The organism is Candidatus Poriferisodalis sp. (genome assembly GCF_965208485.1).
GTDB lineage: Bacteria > Actinomycetota > Acidimicrobiia > Acidimicrobiales > Poriferisodalaceae > Poriferisodalis.
In genome coordinates, this window is the sequence record NZ_OZ242344.1 from 2,294,241 (window position 1) to 2,309,495 (window position 15,255).

The following is a 15,255-nucleotide window of genomic DNA, read 5'->3' on the forward strand; positions in this document are numbered from 1 at the left end:
ACAGAAAGAGCAGAAAGAGCAACAGCCATGACCAACACGATCCCCAATCCGACAGGGCACAACCAGTGGTACCCCTTCGCCAACCGGCCCCTGCCGCCGGAGGTGGAAGGCCAGGCGGTGAACCCGGCCGCCATCCCGGTGTTCGACGCAGTGCCGCTGCCGGCCCACGCTCGATTCGTGGTGGTCGGCGCAGGCGTGCACGGGCTGTCGAGCGCCTACCACCTGGCCATGTACCTCGAGCGCACCGGCAAGGGCTCGGGCAGCGACGTGGTGCTGATCGACAAGCAGGGCCCGGGCGCAGGCGCCACCGGGCTGGCGTGCGGCTGCGTCCGCAACATGTACATGACCGGTCCGCTGCACGCGATCCTGCGAGCCAGCGTGGAGGTGTGGGAGTCGGACCCGGTGAATCTCGGCTTCCAGCAGGTCGGCTACGTGTCGGTCGGCGAGGCGAACCAGACCGACGACTACCTCAAGCTGCAGGGGTCCCAGGCGGCCAGCGGCTATCCCTCTGACGTCTACACCGGTGCGGAGGCTCGCGCCTTTCTCACCAACCTGTGGCCCGACTTCAAGACCGAGAACTGTGATGTGGTGCTGCACGAGCACCGCTCCGGCTACGCCGGCACCCACCTCGCGGTGTGGGGCCTGGACCAGAAGTGCCGGCAGTGGGGCGTTCAGCGGACCTACGGCGCCACCGTGACCGGCTACGAGTTCGACAACTCCGGCTCGGTGACCGCGGTCGAGACCACCCAGGGTTCGATTGCCTGCGAACAGGTCATCGTGGGCGCGGGGGCGTGGACGCCGACGCACTGGGAATGGCTGGGCGGCCCCAGCCACCTCGACGTGGTGTATCCCGACGGTCATGTCGAATCCCAGATGGATATGTGGACGTACTGGCGGCTGCTGGAGGGCGAGGTGCTGCTGCCTCCCGGCGTCGACTTCCGCACCGCCCAGCACCGCGACTCGCCGGTGCTGCACGTGGAGCTCATGAACACGCCGGTGTACTCGCCCGACGGCCGGTTCCTCAAGGACCACTTCTACACCTACACCCGTTACGCCGCGGAGCGGGTGGGCGCACCCGGCCTGCAGGGCGGCACGATCCCGATCAAGATCGGTCCGCGGGCCGCCGTGGAGCCATACGGCCACCTGAACGACGAGTACCAGGCCGAGGAATGGTTCGCGGATTACTACTGCGCCACGCTCGGCATGCTGTTCAAGCGCCTGGAAGACCTGCGGCCGTACTTCAAGGAGCGCCGCAACGGCGGCATCGGGGCGTTCACCCCCGACAACGTGCCGGTGTTCGACTACGTGGCCGACAACGCTTGGGTGATCGCCGACTCCAACCACGGGTTCAAGATGATCGGGGTGGGCAAGCTCACCGCCGAGATGATGGTGCACGGCGACAAGCCCGACGAGCTCAAGCCGTTCACGCTGGACCGCTACCGCACGGGCGGTACCTTCGGCGACCGCAACTCCAACTGCCCCTGGGTGTAGCCGCTGACCGAGGGCCGATCTCAGGCGTTGTCCTCGGCAGTGCGCAGCGCCGTGTCCAGTAGCTCTCCGAGTCCAATTGCTTGTGCCGTGTGCGCGAGGTCGGCGAGATCGAGCACGGAGCGCTGTGCTCTCAGGATGCCGATGACATCACGCCATTGGCGTTCCGAAACAGATCCGCCTGCCTGATACCACTCCAATTTGCGCAGCACTTGGGAGGCGGGAGCGCTCACCCACAGGTACTGGGGCGGTTCTTCCCTTACCAAGATGCGCTGTCGATGTTCGAGTTGGTGCTGATCCAAAGGGCTCTCGCCGAGCACGAAGAGATCCACTTTGAGGCCGTCGTCATCGATGAGGTTGAACGACGTGCTCTGCTCGACTGCCTGCCGGGCGGCCTCCGCAGGCACGTAGAACTCGACCTCCAGCGTGTTCATGAGATCAGCGAACTGCCGCTGCTCGAGGCGAATCGCCATGTCGATATCGATGGTGCCTCTCGGCTCGCCGAACATCGAGCTTGCAAGCGAGCCGCCCAAGGCGTAGCTGACGTCGTGCTCGTCCAAGATGGCCGCGACTCGCAGTGCCAGCCCTATGGGATCGGTCATGGCGACCATCGACCGTTGGCGCCGAAGGCGGCCTCTGCAATCTCGGTGCCGTACCGTCGCTGTGCCAGGAGATAGCGGATACGCGATTCATTCGCATCGGGCTCTTCGGCCAGGAGGCCCCCCCGGGCTGCCGTCTCGATGGCTGCCGACATTGCTGAGGCAAGCGCAACTCGCTGGGCAGGTGTCATCGATTCCCATCGTGTGGTCAGCCGATGCCATGCCTCCGCAGAGGTGTCTTCTGGCCGCGCTCCGGCAATCGTGTTCTCGTGCGGCGCCCTGCGCGCTGATGCCTCACCAACGCCATGAGCAACACTGCCGTCCATAGGTCAACGGTAGGTCCCTGACGCGGTGAGCGGTCACCAAAGGCGGTTGGACGCGTAGGAAGGTCGCTGGTTGCTCAATCGTCGGCGAGTTGGGCGTAGCGGGCTTCGTACTGGCTTGGGTTGGCGTCGATGAAGGGTGGTGCCTTGCCGGTGTCGACCAGAGCGCACAGTTGGTCGAGGCAGATGTGGTAGCCCGCGGCCACGAGGTGCACGTCCGGACCCTTGCTTCCCAGATCGACGTTCAGCTTGAGCTGTGTGCCGGTGGGCGTCGGCTCAAGGTGGTAGGTGAGCAGTTCGTCGTCCCATTCCCAGGCGAAGGACCTGGGTGGGCGCCAAGTGACGATGCGACCGGCGAGCACCGTGTCCTCGATGCCGTACTTGGCGACGATGTCATCCCAGAACGGGGCGGACACCTCGGCTCCTGCTTCCCGCGGCCCGACGATGTCGCACGGCATCCAGTGCCGGAGCTGGTCGCGCTCGGTGAGGGCACGCCATACCCGCTCGGGCGGGCGCGCCAGTTGGCGTTCGAAGCGGAGGCTCGTCGTGCCGTTGCCGTGGCGCACGATCTCACCGAGTGGATGGGCGGGCTGATTCATCCCTTACTCCAGTTCATCGAGGCGACTCGGCGGCTGCTCGTTGCGGCGGGCCACCATGCGGACGAGGCCCAGGGTTCTCCCTGCATCGACGGCGAGCATGTCCGCTTCGTCTGCGGGCTTGTTGAGCCGTTCGGACCACATCAGGTCCGACTGCATCCAGTGCCTCCACCCGTCCGGTGCGAGGTCGGCGAGCTCGACGGTCACTACCCCGCTGCGTTCCCAGTGACGCTTCCACCACGCCGGGCTGTGAAAGCTGAAGAACGCGGGTTCCCAGTAGCGCCGGAGATGCTCCGGCGGCCCGGCTGAGGTCAGTTCTTCGACCAGTCCCGGAACCACGATGCCCAGCTGACCGCTGCCCTTGACCAGCCCGGCCAGGTGACTCTCCAGATAGAGGTCGTCGGTGCCGAAGTAGTGATAGGCGTCGATGCTCACCATGGCATCGAAGAACCCCTCGGCAAAGGGCAGTGCATGTGCTTCGGCCCCGATGGGAAACACCCGGCCCTCGACGCCGGCGGCGCAGATCCGGCGGTAGTTCTCGCTGGCGTCGATCCACAGGTCGGTCGCCCACACCTGCACGCCGAACTCCTTGGCGAGGAAGATCGAGCTCAGTGCCCGGCCACAGCCCAAGTCCAGGACGCGCATATCTGGGCTGAACTCCATGGTTGCAGTCAGCGACTCCGTGAGCCACAGCGCATTGGGCCCCATCATGTTGTCGAGGACCCAATCTGGGTCGTACTCGGCTGAACGAGGAAACTCAGCCGGCCGGTCGGCATCGGGGCGCATCAGCGGCAGTCAACCGATGAGGCGGCGCAGCGACTTCAGCCAGTCGTCTGACGAGGTCCAGGCCTCCTCGCTGACGCGCTCACGGCCTGACGAGTTGCCGTTCGCCGCAGGGAACGAGCCTAGGAACTTGACGTCGCGCTGCTTCATCTTGAGCGCCCGCAAGCAATCGGCAACCACTTCGTCGGAGATGTGACCCTCGAAGTCGAGCAGAAAACAGTATTCGCCGAGACCTCGCCGGGTCGGACGTGATTCGAGCCGCGAGAGATCGATGCGCCGGGCCTCGAACTCCATGAGGATTCCCAGCAGGCTGCCCGGCTCGTTCTGCTGCTGGAACACCACGATGCTGGTCTTGTCGTTGCCGCTGGCCGGCGGCACCTGGTTCTTCGCGAGCAGCAGGAAACGGGTCTGGTTCTCACGATGGTCCTCGATGCCGGCCACGACGGTCTCGAGCCCGTAGATCTCTGCCGCCGTGGGGCTGGCGATCGCCGCCACGCCGGTGAGTTGTTCTTCGCTGATGCGCCGCGCCGCGAGGGCGGTCGAGGTGGCCGCCTCGATCTGGGCATCGGGCAGTTGGGTGTGCAGGAACGCACGGCACTGCGCGATGGCCACCGGGAATGAGAGCACGGTGTGAATGGCCGACAGGTCCTCGGCGGTGGCGGTGCCCGGCAGCGCCATCAGGTCGAGCTGGACGTTCACCACCACTTCGCGCTGGATGAGGAAGTCGAAGTCGAACGCCAGCGCATCCTGCGTGACGTTGACCGCACCCTCGATGGCGTTCTCGACGGGCACGAAGCCGTAGTCGACCGTCCCGTCGTCCAGCGCCGAGAGCACCTCGGGCACCGAGATGAGCGGGACGGGGGTGCACTGCGACAGGTCTGGCTGGGTCGTCAGCGCAGCCTCGGTAAAGGTGCCGTGCGGGCCCATGTACCCGATGCGGGTCGACGGCGACAGGGCAGGGGCGCCCTCCGGTGCAGCGGCAGCAGTCATCGGGGCAGGATACGGGTGGCGCATTTGGACTGTTTCGGATTGCGACATCTCGCCCGGTCGACTTGGTTGATAGCGTTGATAGCAGGGTCCGCAATCGGCTGGATGGCCGCGACGGGCCGGGGCCGCAGGAAAGGCATAGGTCGTGGCCAGCATCATTGTCCGCAATATCGGTGAAGACCTCAAGCAGCGTCTGCGGGTTCGCGCGGCGGAGCATGGTCATTCCATGGAGCAGGAAGCCCGCGACATTCTCAGCGCGGTGCTGGCGGTAGATGCCGAGGTGTACGGCGGGCTTGGAACGGCCCTTCACGAACTGTTCGCGCCGTGGGGCTGCGAGGAACTCGAGATCGCGCCGCGTGAGCCCATGCGGGTGCCGCCCTTGCCCGAGTGAGGTCCACACACGTGATTGTGCTCGACACCAACGTCATCTCCGAGGTCATGCGCGAGCGCCCAGATACAGGGGTGCTCGCCTGGATCGACGACCAGCCAGCGGGCGAGCTGTGCGTCACCGCTATCACCGAGGCAGAGATCCGCACGGGCATAGCGATCCTGCCCGACGGCAGCCGCAAGCTGGGCCTGCTTACGGCTGCGGACCAGGCTTTCGGCTCGTTGTTTGCCGACCGGGTACTGCCCTTCGACAGCGATGCGGCTCATGCGTATGCGCGGATTGCTGCCGATCGCCGTGCCCAAGGTCGCCCGATCAGCCAGGCGGATTGCCAGATCGCCGCCACGGCCCGATCGACCGGTGCGTCGCTGGCGACGAGGAACGTGGGCGACTTCGACGGCTGCGGCATCGATGTCATCGACCCCTGGCACGCGAACGCATGATTGATGAGCACTCATTCTTGAGCCTGACCAAAGGCCGCGGCGGCAGCAGCCATCGGACACAGATACGCGCTCTGCTTGATCGTCACGACGGGCTTCGGGCCTCGATTGCCTCGAGGATCGAGAGCACTGCTCGGTGGCCAGCCCCGGTTGTGTAGTCCTGTGGCCATTCGGCGATGAGTTGGTCGAGATCAGTGACGAAAGCGCCATCGGCGAACTTCTCGTCCAGGTTCGTCTTTGCGAGATCCGTCGTCCACCCAGCGGGTCTGTATATCTCAAAACAGGCCGCGATCTCGGCAGGATCGAGTCGCAGGTGATCCACGGCAAGCCATATGTCGAAGAGATCCCGCCCTTTGCTGCGCTGGTAGAGCGCTCGGATCTTGGTGGCGATCAGCTCGGGTGCACAAGAGGTCTGGACATCCGCTTCTCCCTGAAACCAGGGGCTGTCCACGACACTGGGCCGGGTGACAATTGGTTGGGCTGGTGAACGCTCGAACGTGTTTATCTCAACTTTGATGCGAAACGGCCCGCCACCTTCGTACTGGGCGCGGAGTCGGGCTTTTGGGTGTTGCGTCCGAGTCTCCGTTTGAACGTTGTCGAACCCGACCGCTTGGGCGATTTCTCGAATGGCATCCAGGACGCCGCCGATCCCGCCGCCGCTGCGCCGGACGTAGTCCAAGTCCTCGCTGTAGCGCCAAGGCCGGTCCAGCCAGAGCTTGTGCAGACAAGTGCCGCCGCGGAAGACCAATTCCTGACCCAGCAGCGGATGTCGAGCGATCTCGACGATGAGTCGCGAGAGCACCAGGTCTTGCTCGACATGCTCGGCACTGACCCATGGGACCTGGGTTCGCCAGTGGGCAATATCGGCTTGCGGAATCACAGGTCATGCTCCACGGCGGCATTCAGCACAAGGCGCCAGCAGTCATCACGCCCGCCGTTATGCCGCAGACCAGGAACGAGGGGCGCCCACTCTGATCCCACCATCTGTGACAGTTCTTCGAGCACACCGGACATCGAGTTCTCAACTCCGGTCTCTGCGGCCATGAATTGCAGCAGGTATCCCGTTCGCTGCACTGCCGCAGTCGAGAACTCAGCAGCGACGGCTGGCAGTGATTCGATGTCGAGCAGGCGTGAAATGAGGAGGTCGCCGATCACCGTCGCGACGTTCGACACGCCGCCGCCGCGGTCGGGCGAGTCGGCGAGGTCCAGGACGGTCGTCGGTGATGTCGACACAGCGACCCTCCCTGTCGGTGTGTTGGATTGCTGCGTAGCGCGCTCGGCGGCGGCAGCTCGCTGGATGAAGCTGATCCGGCTACCGCCGATCTGCCGGTCACGCAGTCGCGCCGGTGTCACCACTTGCAGGATCATGGATGGGTGATGCGAGGCACCGTGGATCGCTGCCGCGGAAAGGAATCCCACGTAGTAGGGGTGATTGAGGTGCGCCATGAGCGGGTCGATGTAGTGCAGCGGCGGCGGAGCGCCCGCTTGCCGGTACTCGGGCGGCACTGGGACCCAAGCGCTCTTCGTGACGCTGACCATCTTGCGTGCTTGGCGCGCGCGGTTGAGACTTGCCCACACGCCGCTGGGTTCAACACCGAGCAATCCGGCTGCGTCTTGGGAAGAAATGAAGTGACGGCCTTGTCCAATCAGCCAGTCGGCGAGGTTGTTTGGCGTGACGACCCGACAGTTCACGGGGTTCAGAGTATCAAAACCAATCAATTTGTAAAGTTTTGATGCGTCAAATCCGTGACGAAGCAGAACCGCACGATGAACAACCCGGCCGGAATTCCATCATTGCGAGAGCCTGCATGGCTACAGAGCACTCATTCTTGAGACTGATCAGACGCCGCGGCGGGTAGAACGGCAGGCGATGGACGCTGAACAGCTCGCCGGATTGCTGGTGGAAGTTCGTCACGGGACGGTGAGTGCCGAGGAGGCGCTGGCGCGACTGCGCCGGCTGCCGTATGCGGACATCGCCGGCGCTCGTATCGACCATCACCGCACGCTGCGCACCGGCCATCCCGAGGCCGTCTACGGGCCCGGCAAATCGCCCAGCCAGTGCGCGCGCATCGTGGCCGAGATGCTGAGCGGCGGCTCGGGTCCGGTGCTGCTGACCAGAGCGAGCACCGACCAGGTCGCAGCAGCACTGGCGGCATGCCCTGGCGGCGTGGTGCATCGCCCGGACGATCGGGAGCCTGAGGGGGCCGGCGATGCAGCCACGCCCTCGGCCGACTTGGCGACGGTGGTGTGGCGCGCCGCCGCCGCCCGTGCGGAGCGAGTGGTGGTGGCCGCTGCAGGAACGTCGGACGGACCGGTGGCTGCTGAAGCGGCGGCGGTGCTCGGCGCCTTCGGCATCGATGCCGGAATGGTGACCGATATCGGCCTTGCGGGACTCCACCGCTTTCTGGCCGAGATCGACACGTTGGCATCGGCCGAGGTGGTCATCGTGGTGGCGGGCATGGAGGGGGCACTCGCCACTGCCGTCGCGGGTGTGGTGTCTGCGCCGGTCATCGCGGTGCCGACCAGCGCCGGCTACGGCGCAGCGCTTGACGGCGTGACGGCACTGCTGGCCATGCACGCGTCGTGTGCCGCCGGCATCACCGTGGTGGGCATCGACAATGGCTTCGGCGCAGCGATGGCGGCCATGCGGATTCTGGACTTGGCGGCAACTCAGCGGGACAGGGCGGGATGATGCACGAGAGCGACGGCGCCGGCGCGCCCGTCGTCGAGCCGCGTCCCGCACGATCCGAGACGACTGCGCCCGCGGGACGTGAACCGTCGGGCAACACGGTGGCCTGGTTCGACCCGGTGTCGGGCATCGCCGGTGACATGGCGCTCGGCGCGCTGCTGGATGCGGGCGCAGATCTCGACTTCGTTACCGCCCAGATCGACACGCTCGGGCTCGACGGCTGGAAGCTGGGCGTCGAGCGGGTGACCAGAAACGAGATTGCCGCCACTCACGCCGTCGTCGATGCGCCTGAGGGCCATCATCACCGACGCTGGCGGGACATACGGGAACTGCTCGTTGTGTCGCCGCTGCATGAACGTGTGCGGAAGCGTGCGATGGACGTCTTCGAGGCGCTGGCAGTCGCCGAAGGCCTGGTTCACGGGGTGCCGGCCGACGAGGTTCATTTCCACGAGGTCGGGGCGCTCGACGCCATCGTGGACATCGTGGGGGTGTGCGCTGCGCTCGAGTCGCTCGGCGTCGACGCAGTGTGCTGCGGACCGGTTGCGGTGGGCAAAGGCACGATCAACGCGGCTCACGGCGTGCTGCCGAACCCGCCGCCCGCCGTTGTGAATCTGCTCGCCGACCGACCGATCGTCGGCGTGGACATCGACATGGAGCTCACCACGCCGACGGGGGCCGCCATCGTTGCGGCCTTGGCCGGTCAGTTCGGAGCGGCGCCGGCCATGACCATCGCCAGCTCCGGTTTCGGTGCCGGTACCCGTGAGCTGCCGGGCCGCCCCAATGTCACGGGCGTGCTGATCGGCACCGTTGCGGGGACCGAGCAGGCGGCTTCGTTGACTGCTGCCCTGGCTGCCGTCCAGGGAGCCGAGAGCACGACCGAGCTGGTGGAACTGGCAACGAATCTCGACGATGTCTCCGGCGAGGTGCTGGGACATGCGATCGAGGCGCTCTTGGAGCACGGCGCGCTGGATGCGTGGGCCGTCCCGATCGTGATGAAGAAGGGCCGCCCTGCCTACACGCTCGCTGCCCTGTGCCGGCTCCAAGACGTAACCCTCCTCGCGGACTTGGCAGCGCAGCTCACCGGCACGCTGGGAATGCGGGCACGCACCGTCGTGCGCACGGCACTCGAACGGCGCACATCGACAGTTGATGTCGACGGTCACGCCATCCGCATCAAACACGGCCCACACCGCAGCAAGCCCGAGTGGGACGACGTCGCCGCCGCAGCCGAAGCGCTCGGGCGCGCTCCGGCCGATATCGCCCGCGAAGCTTGCACGCCTTGACTCCAGATCCACCTGTCGGGAGGGGTGATGTCGGGTTGGGGGGATTCTCGGTGCTGTGGCCGTCGGCGGGGCAGGCTGCTGGACATAGCCCCATGCCGCAGCGCCACGGTGCGACGCGCTCCCAAGCGACCCAGATCCGAGCTACGTTGCGTCGATAGCGGAGATGGACGTGCCACCGGAGGTTTCCGGTGCCTTTACGGCATGCGTCTTCGAGTTGAAGTTCGAACACAATTTCTATTGGCCGGATGATCACGAGCGACCGAAGCGCAGCTTGGATTCCGAGCAGTGAGTGCGCCAGTTTCTGACGCAGAGACTGAATGGGTTGTGCGTGGTGCCAGTATCGCTCAGGCATTCGGGAACCATGAGGTGCTGTCGTCGGCCGATATCGAGATCGCCCCGAGTGAGATTGTCGCCGTGGCGGGTGCGAGTGGATCGGGCAAGTCGACTTTGTTGCATGTGTTGTCCGGGCTTCGACGGCCTACTGGCGGCGCAGTGTGGTGGCGCACCGATGCTGACGGCAGCGCGATCGAGGTCTCGCTCCTCGGCGAACCGGCGTTGACTGTTGCGCGACGTCGCGTGTGCTCTGTCGTGTATCAGTTCTCCGCGTTCGTGGAAGACCTGAGCGTCCGCGAGAACGTCGCACTCCCGATGGTGCTGGCGGGCCAGAAGCACGGGTCCGCACTGGCCGAAGCCGACGCGTTTCTTGCGACATTGGGAATGGGCAGCCTTCTCGACGCCTCGACATCCCACTTATCCGGCGGGGAACGGCAGCGCGTCGCGGTAGCTCGGGCGCTCGTGACCAAGCCTCGCGTGATCTTTGCTGACGAACCGACGGGATCGCTCGACGAAGCTAACTCTGACATCGTGGTGGACCTGTTCGTTCAGCTCGCGCAGCAATTCAAGACAGCCGTCGTCGTGGCGACCCACGACAGGTACGTGATGGAGCACGCATCCCGAGTCGTCTGGCTGCGCAATGGGCTGCTTAGGGCAGCGGATTAGCCGCGGCACCTCGAGTTTGCCGCCCCCGCTCCGTGCAAGCTGATTCCGTGTGCACGAAGCTGCGCGGATGCCGCCGGCATGAGAGCTCTCCCTCAGCGGCGTCCCATGTGGGTGCTCCCCCGCGTCAGCATTCGCCACGTCGGTATCCGCCACTAGGGAATCGGGTTCCATGAGGTTGCTATGGAAGACCGTGTGGCCGCGCTCACGCGCCTCTTGGGCGGACTTCCTGCTGGTGATTGCAACCGGTTTGGTTGCAGGTCTCGGGGTGGCGCTGTCATTGGGTGCGGGCTCCTCCATCGTTGCCGGTCAAGAGCGGGCATCAGCTCGTGACGGACCGTTAGGCCTAGAGCCGGCGTCTAGGGCACAGGATCGGCCGCTGCGCGCGACTCGACAGGTCGTCACCGCCTACGGGACCGCGACAGTGATCCTGCTCGTCGGCGATCAAGACGAGGCAATTGCGCTTCCCGGCATTCCGACGATCGCGGCTTCCGGCACCGTCCAAGTCTCCCCGGCCGTGGTACGGCTGCTTCCCGATGACTGGTCGGGAGAACTCAGTGCGTACGTGGGTTCTGAGGAACCTGAGGTGCTTGGACGGGACGCGTTGGTCCATCCCGACGAGTTGCTCATCGTTGCACACTTCTCGGCGGTTCCCGAAGGCACATCCGACGAATTCCGGTCTGTGAGCGCGCCGGAAGTTCGACTGACGCAAGGCGGCGACGCCGCAGGCATGGTGATCGTCGGACTGGGCGTATTGTTGCTGCCGTCCCTGGCGCTCGGGCGAGCCGGTGCCGCCCTTCACTTGAACAGGCGCAAGGCGCGCTACGCACTGCTGCGCCGTCTGGGTCTGCCGCCGAGCCGGCTGCGAATCGTGGTCGCCGCGGACCTCGGTCTGCCGTGGTTCACGGGTATCGCTGCTGCGATGGGGGGATTTTCTATGGCGGCGCAAACGGACGCGCCATTTCGGCTCGCCGGAGTGTCGTACTGGTGGGGGGACATGCAGCTTTCGACTGCGACGGTGCTTGGGGTCGGGTTGGCCGCGGCGGCAGTGCTTCTGCTGGCTTCGGCGCGGACAATCGCTGCGATATCCCGCGATCCCCTTTCAGTTGCGAGAACTCATTTCTCGTCCCAGCGATTCCGGGGCGCATGGGCACTGGTGCTGGCCGCACCTGTCGTTGCGTTCTGGGCCCTGCGCTCGAGCTTCTCGCCTGTGGTGGCGCAGCTGATGGTCGCCGCAGCGCTGCTGATGGCGGTCGTTGGCCTGGAATCGCTGGCACGGATGATGACCAAGGGCGTCGGGCGGATGCTGTATCGGCGACGCTGGGCTCCGTACGCAGGCGCGCGGATGCTCCGCAGGCCGCGGTCGACCTTGGCAGGTCTGACCGGTGCAGCCATAGCGATGATGTCCATCGCATTCGTCGTGCAGGCGAATTTCAGCGGCGCGGCGGCGTCAACTGGCGACTTCGATGCCGTGGCTGAGGTCTTCGATGTCGCCAATGGCACCGAGGCCGAGACGGCCGCTGCGGGCGTTGCGTCGCTGCCTGGTGTGACCGATGTGATTGCTGTCAGTCGGGCGTTCAAGCATGTCGATGAGCGCGAGACCCTTGTCTACGGTGCGTCATGTGAGGCCCTCTACCGCATTGCTGTACTCCCAGATGGCTGTGAGCCTGGAACGGTCTATGTCGCTGACTCTTCGCAGGCAATCCGGGCGGTCATTGACTTGCCGGATGCGTACGGTTTTGTCGATAGGACGCGACCGGGTGCAATCGGCGGTGCGTACCCGATGGGCGGCCGCATCGCTGCGTCTTGGGTCGAACGCAGCGACATCGTTGTCGCTCACGCACAGCCGGATGCTGATCCCGCAGCATTGCCACTGCTCTTCGTGACCACCGACGGCAGCGCGCAGGGTCTGCGCTCCGTCCTAGTGGGGGCGAGAGCCATAGCAGGCGTGTCCAGCGTCACCTCACGGGCGGCTATAGGCGTGGCGCCAAGTTGGGAAAGCGACGTACTCGAACCGTTCTTGCTGCTGATGGGTATGGCCGCCGCAGCAATTGCCGCGGTCGCGCTCTTGTACACCATGCTTGCGCTCTTCCGTCAGCAAAGAGACCAGTTCGCGACGATGCGAGCAGTCGGGCAGACCAAGCGCGCACTGGCAGTTGATCTCAGCGTCCTCTTCGCCGCCCCCTTGGCGGTCGCTACGGTCACGGCACTGGGCACCGGCACGCTGCTCGCGCTTGCATGCAACTCTGCCCTCGATGCCGCCCGCCGAGATCTCGGCGACAACTGGGGCATCGCAGTGACGCTGGGCATGGTTGCAGCCCTAGCCACAGCGCTGGTGATGACCCGTGCGATGAGGGTAGAGCCCCTCGTGCGGGACCCCGAAGCAATGGTCTAATCCCGAATATGGACCGATGATGTGGCCACTGGCGAAGCCTCGGCGCTCGCAAAGAAGCGGCTCGTAGACTGTTCGGACGCCGACGGACCCTCGGGCCCGATCACGCGGCAACCAGCGCTTGTAGCTCAATTGGACAGAGCATCTGACTACGGATCAGAAGGTTCGGGGTTCGAATCCCTGCAAGCGCGCTGAGGCATCCTGAGCGGTGGGAGCACGATGACGCAGCGCAGGATCGCAATCATCGGCGGCGGCATGTCGGGGCTGGGCGCAGCGTGGGCGCTGGCGCAGCATCCTGACCGGTTCGACTTCCGGCTGTTCGAGGCCAACGATCGCCTCGGCGGCAATGCGTTCACCGCCGACATGCCCCAGGACGACGGCACATCGATCCCGTTCGACATCTCGGTCACGGCGCTCATTCCGTCGGTCTACGACCACGTCCTGCTGCTGCTGGAGCGCTTCGGCATCGAGCTGTTCGACACCAGGTTCAACTACAGCGTGAGATACCAGGGCCGCAGGTACGCCCACGACTTCGAGTCCGACATTAGGGATCAGCTGCAGCCCGAGATCGAGCGCTTCCAGCGCCTGCTGCGACGGCTGCACTCGTTCGGCCGCCTCACCCGGGCACGGTCGAAGCTCCTCAACGCGCTCAATCCGTTCAACTACATCAGCATGAGGACCGTGCTGAACCTCGGCGGGTTCTCCGCCGATTTCAGGTACAAGATCCTCAAGCCGATGTTCGTCAACTTCCTGATGGCGACCAACGTGTTCGACATGCCCGCCGCGCTGTTCGCCCGCTACCTCGAGTTCTTCGACATCGAATCGGCGACGCCCATGCAGACCTGGGACCAGGGCACGCGGCGCATCTACGAGCACCTGTCGGCGGACTTCCGCGACAAGATCTGGCTGAACCGGCCGGTCCGCAAGGTGTACCGCGGGGCGTCGGACGTGGTCGTCGAGGACGCTGACGGGGTGCGCGAGACTTTCGACGAGGTGATCTTCGCCGCCAACGCCAACCAGACCCTGATGATGCTGGACAAGCCCACGGCGCTGGAGCGCTACCTGCTGACGTCGGTCCGCTACGAGAGCGAGCTGCACAATCACACGCTGGTGCACTGGGACTCGTCGGTCCTGCCCGACGACGAGGTGGAATGCCTGCGAACGCGCACCAATCACGTCTCCCAGTACGGCGCCAGGCCCGACAACTACGAGATCACCTACATCATGGGTAACCAGCAGCCCTGGGCTCACGGTTCCGACAAGCCCTGCCTGGTGACCTACAACCCGATCTCGCCCATCGACGACGCCAAGGTCATCAAGCGCTGGTGGTTCCAGCACGTCGTTCACGACGTGCGTCACGTGGCGCTGCTCGTGCCGCTGTTCCGCTTCGTCCAGGGCAAGCGCCGCAGCTGGCACTGCGGGGCCCACACGCTGGTCAACAGCCAGGAGACCTGCTTCGTGACCGGGCTGGCGGCAGCCACGCAGCTCGGCGCGGACTACCCGTTCGACGACGCGAACGCGCGCGAGGTCTTCAACTACTACGGCGGCATCCTCCACGGCGCCCGCTTCCGCAAGGTCGCCGCTTGACGTGCCTGCATTCGAGGCCGCGTGAGTCTGCGACGCGCGGTATCGTGATTACAATGTACTTACGTAGATGTGGTGGACATCACGAAGGGAGTCCGAGATGGACGCCGTGATCGTTCGCATCGGTAACTCGCGCGGTGTCCGGTTGCCGAAGCCGCTCATCGAGGAAGCAGGTCTGGGAGAACGCGTCTCGCTGAGGGTCGTAGAGGAAGGGCTGCTGATCGAACCCCGATCCGAGGTCAGAGCAGGATGGGATGCGGCAGCGAGGCTGGCCCGGCACCGCGATGACGACCTTGTCACCGAATCGTGGCCGACAACGCATTTCGAGATTTCTGAGTGGGAGTGGGAAGCCGCGGACCTTGATGTCTGACCGGCCTCGACGCGGCGATGTCTATCTGTGCGAACTCGATCCCGTAGTCGGCTCGGAGATTCGCAAGACGCGGCCGGTGCTGGTCGTCTCGCCCGACGTTCTCAACGATCACTGGCGGAGCTGCCTTGTGGCGCCCATGACGACAGGCAGCCATCCGTACCCGTTCAGAGTCGATTGCCGATTCAGGGGAACCGCTGGTCACGTCGTGGTTGATCAGATGCGAGCCGTGGACACGGCTCGGATGGTCCGCAAGCTCGGCCGACTATCATCGACTGCCACAGCGAGGGTGCTCGCCGTTGCTCGGGAGATGTTTGCCGACTGACCCGCCGACGAGTTCGCA

17 protein-coding genes and 1 tRNA gene are annotated in these 15,255 nt (G+C 65.2%); 11 read left to right on the top strand and 7 right to left on the bottom strand.

All coding sequences use genetic code 11. The features are described 5' to 3' along the window. Positions 1 to 27 precede the first annotated feature (27 nt). Entirely contained in the window at positions 28 to 1,491 is a 1,464-nt protein-coding gene (locus tag ACOGXQ_RS10710; RefSeq protein ID WP_419943669.1) for an NAD(P)/FAD-dependent oxidoreductase, read from the top strand. A 20-nt stretch (positions 1,492 to 1,511) separates the two neighbouring features. Here ACOGXQ_RS10710 and ACOGXQ_RS10715 read toward each other — a convergent pair whose 3' ends face one another. The 5 genes from ACOGXQ_RS10715 to pheA all read right to left on the bottom strand — a co-directional run bounded on the left by ACOGXQ_RS10715 (position 1,512) and on the right by pheA (position 4,779). After that, positions 1,512 to 2,090 carry a hypothetical protein gene (locus ACOGXQ_RS10715; RefSeq protein ID WP_419943670.1) on the bottom strand — a complete coding sequence of 193 codons (579 nt, stop codon included), beginning with the start codon at positions 2,088 to 2,090 and terminating at the stop codon, positions 1,512 to 1,514. Further along, positions 2,087 to 2,413: a hypothetical protein gene (locus ACOGXQ_RS10720; RefSeq protein ID WP_419943671.1), complete on the bottom strand. Its 327-nt coding sequence runs from the start codon at positions 2,411 to 2,413 to the stop codon at positions 2,087 to 2,089. Before ACOGXQ_RS10720 ends, ACOGXQ_RS10715 begins: the two co-directional genes overlap by 4 nt. A gap of 74 nt (positions 2,414 to 2,487) precedes the next feature. Next, entirely contained in the window at positions 2,488 to 3,009 is a 522-nt protein-coding gene (locus tag ACOGXQ_RS10725) for an SRPBCC domain-containing protein (RefSeq protein WP_419943672.1), read from the bottom strand. Between the two features lie 3 nt (positions 3,010 to 3,012). Beyond that, positions 3,013 to 3,792 carry an SAM-dependent methyltransferase gene (locus ACOGXQ_RS10730; RefSeq protein ID WP_419943673.1) on the bottom strand — a complete coding sequence of 260 codons (780 nt, stop codon included), beginning with the start codon at positions 3,790 to 3,792 and terminating at the stop codon, positions 3,013 to 3,015. 9 nt (positions 3,793 to 3,801) lie between these two features. Further along, a complete protein-coding gene (gene pheA, locus ACOGXQ_RS10735; RefSeq protein WP_419943674.1) occupies positions 3,802 to 4,779 on the bottom strand; it encodes a prephenate dehydratase in 978 nt (325 codons plus the stop codon). A 142-nt stretch (positions 4,780 to 4,921) separates the two neighbouring features. Between pheA and ACOGXQ_RS10740 the strand changes: the two genes are divergently transcribed. Then, positions 4,922 to 5,167: a FitA-like ribbon-helix-helix domain-containing protein gene (locus ACOGXQ_RS10740; RefSeq protein WP_419943675.1), complete on the top strand. Its 246-nt coding sequence runs from the start codon at positions 4,922 to 4,924 to the stop codon at positions 5,165 to 5,167. 11 nt (positions 5,168 to 5,178) lie between these two features. Next, positions 5,179 to 5,604 carry a type II toxin-antitoxin system VapC family toxin gene (locus ACOGXQ_RS10745; RefSeq protein ID WP_419943676.1) on the top strand — a complete coding sequence of 142 codons (426 nt, stop codon included), beginning with the start codon at positions 5,179 to 5,181 and terminating at the stop codon, positions 5,602 to 5,604. Positions 5,605 to 5,686: 82 nt separating this feature from the next. Here ACOGXQ_RS10745 and ACOGXQ_RS10750 read toward each other — a convergent pair whose 3' ends face one another. Continuing rightward, positions 5,687 to 6,403: a nucleotidyl transferase AbiEii/AbiGii toxin family protein gene (locus tag ACOGXQ_RS10750; RefSeq protein WP_419943677.1), complete on the bottom strand. Its 717-nt coding sequence runs from the start codon at positions 6,401 to 6,403 to the stop codon at positions 5,687 to 5,689. A 74-nt stretch (positions 6,404 to 6,477) separates the two neighbouring features. Then, positions 6,478 to 7,293 carry a type IV toxin-antitoxin system AbiEi family antitoxin domain-containing protein gene (locus ACOGXQ_RS10755; protein WP_419943678.1) on the bottom strand — a complete coding sequence of 272 codons (816 nt, stop codon included), beginning with the start codon at positions 7,291 to 7,293 and terminating at the stop codon, positions 6,478 to 6,480. Positions 7,294 to 7,471: 178 nt separating this feature from the next. Here ACOGXQ_RS10755 and larB point away from each other — a divergent pair, with 178 nt between their 5' ends. The 8 genes from larB to ACOGXQ_RS10795 all read left to right on the top strand — a co-directional run bounded on the left by larB (position 7,472) and on the right by ACOGXQ_RS10795 (position 15,237). After that, the gene (gene larB, locus ACOGXQ_RS10760) at positions 7,472 to 8,293 is read left to right on the top strand and encodes a nickel pincer cofactor biosynthesis protein LarB (protein WP_419943679.1); all 822 of its coding nucleotides are present in this window, start codon (positions 7,472 to 7,474) and stop codon (positions 8,291 to 8,293) included. Beyond that, entirely contained in the window at positions 8,293 to 9,573 is a 1,281-nt protein-coding gene (gene larC, locus ACOGXQ_RS10765) for a nickel pincer cofactor biosynthesis protein LarC (protein ID WP_419943680.1), read from the top strand. The genes larB and larC overlap by 1 nt, the downstream gene beginning before the upstream one ends. 285 nt (positions 9,574 to 9,858) lie before the next feature. Beyond that, positions 9,859 to 10,572, top strand: coding sequence for an ABC transporter ATP-binding protein (locus tag ACOGXQ_RS10770; RefSeq protein ID WP_419943681.1), 714 nt, complete (start codon positions 9,859 to 9,861; stop codon positions 10,570 to 10,572). Between the two features lie 169 nt (positions 10,573 to 10,741). Next, a complete protein-coding gene (locus tag ACOGXQ_RS10775) occupies positions 10,742 to 12,964 on the top strand; it encodes an FtsX-like permease family protein (RefSeq protein ID WP_419943682.1) in 2,223 nt (740 codons plus the stop codon). A gap of 114 nt (positions 12,965 to 13,078) precedes the next feature. Next, positions 13,079 to 13,152, top strand: a tRNA-Arg gene (locus tag ACOGXQ_RS10780). 28 nt (positions 13,153 to 13,180) lie between these two features. After that, positions 13,181 to 14,548 carry an FAD-dependent oxidoreductase gene (locus tag ACOGXQ_RS10785; protein WP_419943683.1) on the top strand — a complete coding sequence of 456 codons (1,368 nt, stop codon included), beginning with the start codon at positions 13,181 to 13,183 and terminating at the stop codon, positions 14,546 to 14,548. Positions 14,549 to 14,645: 97 nt separating this feature from the next. Continuing rightward, positions 14,646 to 14,915 carry an AbrB/MazE/SpoVT family DNA-binding domain-containing protein gene (locus ACOGXQ_RS10790; RefSeq protein WP_419943684.1) on the top strand — a complete coding sequence of 90 codons (270 nt, stop codon included), beginning with the start codon at positions 14,646 to 14,648 and terminating at the stop codon, positions 14,913 to 14,915. After that, complete coding sequence (locus ACOGXQ_RS10795) at positions 14,908 to 15,237, top strand: type II toxin-antitoxin system PemK/MazF family toxin (protein ID WP_419943685.1); 330 nt, start codon at positions 14,908 to 14,910, stop codon at positions 15,235 to 15,237. The genes ACOGXQ_RS10790 and ACOGXQ_RS10795 overlap by 8 nt, the downstream gene beginning before the upstream one ends. Positions 15,238 to 15,255 lie beyond the last annotated feature (18 nt).

Bases quoted from the DNA above. Each gene is read 5' to 3' on its own strand.
- ACOGXQ_RS10775 (WP_419943682.1), top strand. From the start codon at position 10,742: ATGAGGTTGCTATGGAAGACCGTGTGGCCGCGCTCACGCGCCTCTTGG.
- larC (WP_419943680.1), top strand. From the start codon at position 8,293: ATGCACGAGAGCGACGGCGCCGGCGCGCCCGTCGTCGAGCCGCGTCCC.
- ACOGXQ_RS10725 (WP_419943672.1), bottom strand. From the start codon at position 3,009: ATGAATCAGCCCGCCCATCCACTCGGTGAGATCGTGCGCCACGGCAAC.
- ACOGXQ_RS10710 (WP_419943669.1), top strand. From the start codon at position 28: ATGACCAACACGATCCCCAATCCGACAGGGCACAACCAGTGGTACCCC.
- larB (WP_419943679.1), top strand. From the start codon at position 7,472: ATGGACGCTGAACAGCTCGCCGGATTGCTGGTGGAAGTTCGTCACGGG.
- ACOGXQ_RS10785 (WP_419943683.1), top strand. From the start codon at position 13,181: ATGACGCAGCGCAGGATCGCAATCATCGGCGGCGGCATGTCGGGGCTG.
- ACOGXQ_RS10795 (WP_419943685.1), top strand. From the start codon at position 14,908: ATGTCTGACCGGCCTCGACGCGGCGATGTCTATCTGTGCGAACTCGAT.
- ACOGXQ_RS10730 (WP_419943673.1), bottom strand. From the start codon at position 3,792: ATGCGCCCCGATGCCGACCGGCCGGCTGAGTTTCCTCGTTCAGCCGAG.
- ACOGXQ_RS10790 (WP_419943684.1), top strand. From the start codon at position 14,646: ATGGACGCCGTGATCGTTCGCATCGGTAACTCGCGCGGTGTCCGGTTG.
- ACOGXQ_RS10720 (WP_419943671.1), bottom strand. From the start codon at position 2,413: ATGGACGGCAGTGTTGCTCATGGCGTTGGTGAGGCATCAGCGCGCAGG.
- ACOGXQ_RS10715 (WP_419943670.1), bottom strand. From the start codon at position 2,090: ATGACCGATCCCATAGGGCTGGCACTGCGAGTCGCGGCCATCTTGGAC.
- pheA (WP_419943674.1), bottom strand. From the start codon at position 4,779: ATGACTGCTGCCGCTGCACCGGAGGGCGCCCCTGCCCTGTCGCCGTCG.